This is a genomic window from Pseudomonas sp. SWRI51 (assembly GCF_014268825.1).
Lineage (GTDB): Bacteria > Pseudomonadota > Gammaproteobacteria > Pseudomonadales > Pseudomonadaceae > Aquipseudomonas > Aquipseudomonas farsensis.
This window is the reverse complement of the sequence record NZ_JABWRG010000162.1, coordinates 1-4,177: the sequence shown is the minus strand read 5'-3', so window position 1 is coordinate 4,177 and position 4,177 is coordinate 1. Positions and strand designations below refer to the sequence as shown.

Annotated in this window: 2 protein-coding genes; both read right to left on the bottom strand. The window is 63.3% G+C overall.

The window, feature by feature from the left end; genetic code table 11:
• Positions 1-95 precede the first annotated feature (95 nt).
• Positions 96-1,040: a 23S rRNA (adenine(1618)-N(6))-methyltransferase RlmF gene (gene rlmF, locus HU720_RS23750; protein ID WP_186523577.1), complete on the bottom strand. Its 945-nt coding sequence runs from the start codon at positions 1,038-1,040 to the stop codon at positions 96-98.
• Between the two features lie 98 nt (positions 1,041-1,138).
• A complete protein-coding gene (locus HU720_RS23745) occupies positions 1,139-3,985 on the bottom strand; it encodes a valine--tRNA ligase (RefSeq protein ID WP_186523575.1) in 2,847 nt (948 codons plus the stop codon).
• Positions 3,986-4,177: the final 192 nt, after the last annotated feature.

Genomic DNA, 4,177 nt, shown 5'->3' with positions numbered 1-4,177 from the left:
GCCCCTGCGATTCTGGTGGATGCTCAGATCCTGGGGCTGCTTCGCAGCCCTTTCGCGGCACAAGGCCGCTCCTACACCGTCAAAAGCGACTTGCCTCAGCGCCTCACCGACAGCCAGGCTGTGCGTGCTTCGTCGTCGTGGAAGCTCCAGGCCACCAGGCGGCTCTGCTTCTGCCCCTGGCCCATCTCCAGGGTGCGCAGCGCCTTGGCGCCAACCTTCTTCAACGCCGCCTCGATGGCCGGCAGGTTGCTGGCCTTGGACACCAGGCTGCTGAACCACAGCACCTGCTGTGCGTACTGCACGCTCTCATTGACCAGTTGCGTGACAAAGCGGATTTCACCACCTTCGCACCATAGCTCGTTGTTCTGCCCGCCAAAATTCAGCACCGGCAGTTTGCGCTTGGGGTCTTGCTTGCCAAGGTTCTTCCATTTGCGCTGGCTGCCACGGGTGGCTTCTTCGCGCGAGGCATGGAACGGCGGGTTGCACAGCGTCACCTCGAAGCGCTCGCCGTCCTGCAGCAAGCCGCTGAGGATGTGCCTGGGCTGCGCCTGCAGGCGCAGGCTGATGGCCTTGTCGAGTTTATTGGCCTGCACGATGGCATTGGCCGAGGCGAGCGCGACAGCGTCGATGTCCGTGCCAACGAAGCGCCAGCGGTAGTCGCTGTGGCCCAGCAACGGGTAGATGCAGTTGGCGCCAACGCCGATATCCAGTGCACGCACCTGCGCCCCACGCGGTACTTCGCCTGCGTTGTCCTCGCCCAGCAAGTCGGCAAGTACATGGATATAGTCCGCGCGCCCCGGGATCGGCGGGCACAGGTAGTCGGCCGGGATATCCCAGTGCGCAATGCCGTACTGCGCCTTGAGCAGAGCGCGGTTGAACACCCGCACGGCTTCGGGGTTGGCGAAGTCGATGCTCGGGTTGCCATAGGGGTTGGTGATGGTAAAGCGGGCAAGGTCGGGGTGCGCCTTGATCAGCGCCGGGAAATCGTAGCGGCCCTGGTGGCGGTTGCGCGGGTGCAGGGTGGGTTTGTTCGGGGTCATTTGCCGGGTCCTGAAAGCATCGCGGGGCAAGCCCGCCCCCACAAGGCCAGTAGCGGGCCTGTGGGGGCGGGCTTGCCCCGCGAGCGCTTCACTGAATGTTACAGCGCTGCGATCCGCGCATGCTGCTCGGTAAAGTTGGCCAGCGCCTGCTCGGACTCGGCAAGCTTGGCGCGCTCCTTCTCGATTACCGCAGGCGGCGCCTTGTCGACGAAGGCGGCATTGGACAGCTTGCCACCGACACGCTGCACCTCGCCCTGCAAACGCTGGATCTCCTTGTTCAGGCGAGCCAGTTCTGCGTCCTTGTCGATCAGGCCGGCCATCGGCACCAGTACCTGCAAGTCACCCACCAGGGCTGTTGCCGACAGCGGCGCCTCATCCTGCTCGCCGAGCACGGTGAAGGTTTCGACCTTGGCCAGCTTTTTCAGCAGCGCTTCGTTTTCTTGCAGGCGGCGCTGGTCTTCGGCGTTGGCGTTCTTGAGGAACAGCGGCAGCGGCTTGCCCGGCCCGATGTTCATCTCGGCGCGGATGTTGCGCAGGCCGACCATCAGTTCCTTGAGCCACTCGATGTCGCCTTCTGCACCAGCGTCGATGCGGGCCTCGTTCGCCACCGGCCACGGTTGCAGCATGATGGTCTTGCCTTCGATACCGGCCAGCGGCGCGATGCGCTGCCAGATTTCTTCGGTAATGAACGGCATGAACGGGTGCGCCAGACGCAACGCCACTTCCAGCACGCGCACCAAGGTACGGCGGGTGCCACGGGCGCGTTCGACCGGGGCGTTCTCGTCCCACAGCACAGGCTTGGACAGCTCCAGGTACCAGTCGCAATACTGGTTCCAGATGAACTCGTAGAGCGCCTGGCTGGCCAGGTCGAAGCGGAACTGTTCGAGCTGACGGGTGACTTCGGCTTCGGTGCGCTGCAACTGCGAAATGATCCAGCGGTCGGCCAGCGACAGCTCGTAGGCTTCGCCGTTCTGGCCGCAGTCCTCGCCCTTGTCCAGCACGTAGCGCGCGGCGTTCCAGATCTTGTTGCAGAAGTTGCGGTAGCCTTCGACGCGGCCCATGTCGAACTTGATGTCGCGGCCGGTGGAGGCCAGCGAGCAGAACGTGAAGCGCAGGGCGTCGGTGCCGTAGCTGGCGATGCCTTCAGGGAACTCGGCCTTGGTCTGCTTGGCGATTTTCTCGGCAAGTTTGGGCTGCATCAGGCCGCTGGTGCGTTTTTCCAGCAGGGCGTCGAGGGTGATGCCGTCGACGATGTCCAGCGGGTCAAGCACGTTGCCCTTGGACTTGGACATCTTCTGCCCCTGGCCATCCCGCACCAGGCCGTGCACGTACACGGTCTTGAACGGCACCTGCGGGGTGCCGTCTTCGTTCTTGATCAGGTGCATGGTCAGCATGATCATCCGGGCAACCCAGAAGAAGATGATGTCGAAGCCCGTCACCAGAACGTCGGTGGAGTGGAATTTCTTCAGGAACTCGGTCTGCTCCGGCCAGCCCAGGGTGGAGAAGGTCCACAGGCCCGAACTGAACCAGGTGTCGAGTACGTCGTCGTCCTGGCGCAGCACCACGTCGGCGCCGAGCTTGTGCTTGGCACGCACTTCGGCTTCGTCGCGGCCCACATACACCTGGCCGGCTTCGTCGTACCAGGCCGGGATGCGGTGGCCCCACCACAGCTGACGGCTGATGCACCAGTCCTGGATGTCACGCATCCACGAGAAGTACATGTTTTCGTACTGTTTCGGCACGAACTGGATACGGCCGTCTTCCACCGCTTCGATGGCAGGTTCTGCCAACGGCTTAGTCGATACGTACCACTGGTCGGTCAGCCACGGCTCGATCACGGTGCCGGAGCGGTCGCCCTTGGGCACTTTCAAACCGTGGTCGTCGATGCTGACCAGCAGGCCCTGGGCGTCCAGATCGGCGACGATCTGCTTGCGCGCGGCAAAGCGGTCGAGGCCTGCGTACTGCGCAGGCAGCGAGGTATCCAGGCTGTCGTTGACGCTGCCGTCGAGGTTGAACGCTTGCACGGCGGCCAGCACTGCAGCATTTTTGTCGAAGATGTTCAGCAGCGGCAGGTTGTGCCGTTTGCCGACTTCATAGTCGTTGAAGTCGTGAGCCGGGGTGATCTTCACGCAGCCGGTGCCGAACTCGGGGTCGCAGTAGTCATCGGCAATGATCGGGATACGGCGGCCGACCAGCGGCAGTTCAACGAACTTGCCGATCAGGGCCTGGTAACGCTCGTCGCTCGGGTTGACCGCAACAGCGACGTCGCCAAGCAGGGTTTCCGGGCGGGTGGTGGCAACCACCAGGTGGTCCTTGCCTTCGGCGGTTTTCGCACCGTCCGCCAGCGGGTAGCGCAGGTTCCACAGGAAGCCTTTCTCGTCGTGGCTTTCCACTTCGAGGTCGGAGATTGCCGTGTGCAGCTTGGTGTCCCAGTTGACCAGGCGCTTGCCGCGGTAGATCAGGCCGTCTTCATGCAGGCGCACGAAGGCTTCCTTGACCGCGTCCGACAGGCCGTCGTCCATGGTGAAGCGTTCGCGGCTCCAATCGACTGACGAGCCCAGGCGGCGGATCTGCCGGCTGATGTTGCCGCCGGACTGGTCCTTCCACTCCCAGATTTTCTCCAGGAACTTGTCGCGGCCCAGGTCGTGGCGGTTCTGGCCCTTGGCTTCGAGCTGGCGCTCTACCAGCATTTGCGTGGCGATACCGGCGTGGTCGGTGCCTGGCTGCCACAGGGTGTCGCGACCCTGCATGCGGCGGAAGCGGATCAGGGCGTCCATGATCGCGTTGTTGAACCCGTGGCCCATGTGCAGGCTGCCGGTCACGTTCGGTGGCGGGATCATGATGGTGTACGAATCGCCAGCACCTTGCGGGGCGAAGTAGTTCTCGGACTCCCAGGTGTTGTACCAGGAAGTTTCGATGGCGTGCGGCTGGTAGGTCTTGTCCATGCGCGGCGGGACCCTATGGCATTTGTTCGGGAAAGCCGGGAAGTATAACGAAGCTGCGAGCTTCAAGCGACAAGCTGCGAGAGGGAAGGGGTGTGGGGCAGGTTTTTGCAGTTATGGCCTCATCGCAGGCTGTCGCCAGCTCCCACAGAGCTCGCCCATCCCATATCGATGCCGTCTACGCGGTCAGTGTAG